The 1,336-nt window shown below is 58.0% G+C and carries 2 protein-coding genes; one reads left to right on the top strand and one right to left on the bottom strand.

Going from position 1 to position 1,336, the window contains the following annotated elements:
• On the bottom strand, positions 1 to 537 hold a 537-nt coding region (locus A3730_RS27260; protein WP_197477671.1), incomplete at its 3' end, for a type IV pilus twitching motility protein PilT.
• Between the two features lie 137 nt (positions 538 to 674).
• On the opposite strand from A3730_RS27260, the gene A3730_RS27265 reads away from it, so the two are divergent.
• Positions 675 to 1,336: YggS family pyridoxal phosphate-dependent enzyme (locus A3730_RS27265; RefSeq protein WP_063539349.1), on the top strand; the 662-nt coding region annotated here is incomplete at its 3' end.

Below are 1,336 nucleotides of genomic sequence, written 5' to 3' on the forward strand. Positions count from 1 at the left end.
GTGCACTTCCCGCTGGTTGACCAGGCACTTTTTCGATTCGTGCACGAATTCGATGGGATCCTCGATGGTGAGGATGTGCTCGTAGCGGGAATCGTTGATGTAATCGATCATCGCCGCCAGGGTGGTGGACTTACCGGAACCGGTGGGCCCGGTGACCAGCACAATGCCCCGGGGCATTTCGGAGATCTTCTGGAACACCTTGCCCATGCCCAGGTCTTCCATGGTCAGCACTTTCGAGGGAATGGTCCGGAATACCGCACCGGCACCACGGTTGTGGTTAAAGGCGTTCACCCGGAAACGGGCCACGCCGGGTACCTCGAAGGAGAAATCGGTTTCGTAGAATTCCTCGAAATCCTTGCGCTGCTTGTCATTCATGATGTCATAGATCAATGAATGGACTTCCTTGTGCTCCATGGCCGGCAGGTTGATGCGGCGCACGTCGCCATCCACCCGGATCATCGGGGGCAGGCCGGCGGACAAGTGAAGGTCAGAGGCGCCGTTTTTGGCGCTGAAAGCGAGCAGCTCGGTAATATCCATGATTTATACTTGCGTTGTCAGGTATTGGAAAGGACGCCCATAAGCACCCTTTTGTTATTATGTAGGCAGCCGGATCTCGGCTTACTCAGAAATTCGTCGCATGCCTAAAGTAACCCGACCTCTTGAGCCGTTCAATAATGACTGACGTCAAATCACCACTGCTGCACATTGATGAGCAAATAAATGCACTATGCGCGCGCGCAGGCCGCGATCCGCACAGTGTGCAGCTTCTGGCGGTCAGCAAGACCCGCACCGCAGACGAACTGGCCCAACTGGCAGACCAGGGGCAGCGCCATTTCGGGGAAAACTACCTGCAGGAGGCATTGGACAAGATTGTTGCGCTGCAGGGGCGGGGGCTGGTGTGGCACTTCATCGGGCCGATTCAGTCCAACAAGACCCGTGATATCGCCGCCCACTTTGATTGGGTCCATTCAGTGGATCGCTTCAAGGTGGCCCGTCGCCTGAGCGAACAGCGCGGGCCGGATCTGCCACCGCTGAATGTGTGTATACAGGTGAATGTGGATGATGAGGCCAGCAAGAGCGGGGTGCCGCTGGCGGGCGTGGCCGAGCTGGCGGAACAGATAGAGGCCTTGCCCAACCTGCGATTGCGCGGGCTGATGGCGATTCCCCGGGCGGACAATGATGACGGTAATCGTGCCGCCTTCCGACAGCTCGCCATGACACTGTCACAATTGCGCAATACAATGCCCGCCCTCGATACGCTCTCCATGGGTATGAGCGCGGACTATGCGGTGGCCATTGAAGAAGGGGCCACCCTGATCCGGCTGGGCACGGCCCT

It is taken from the genome of Alcanivorax sp. HI0044, from assembly GCF_001634945.1.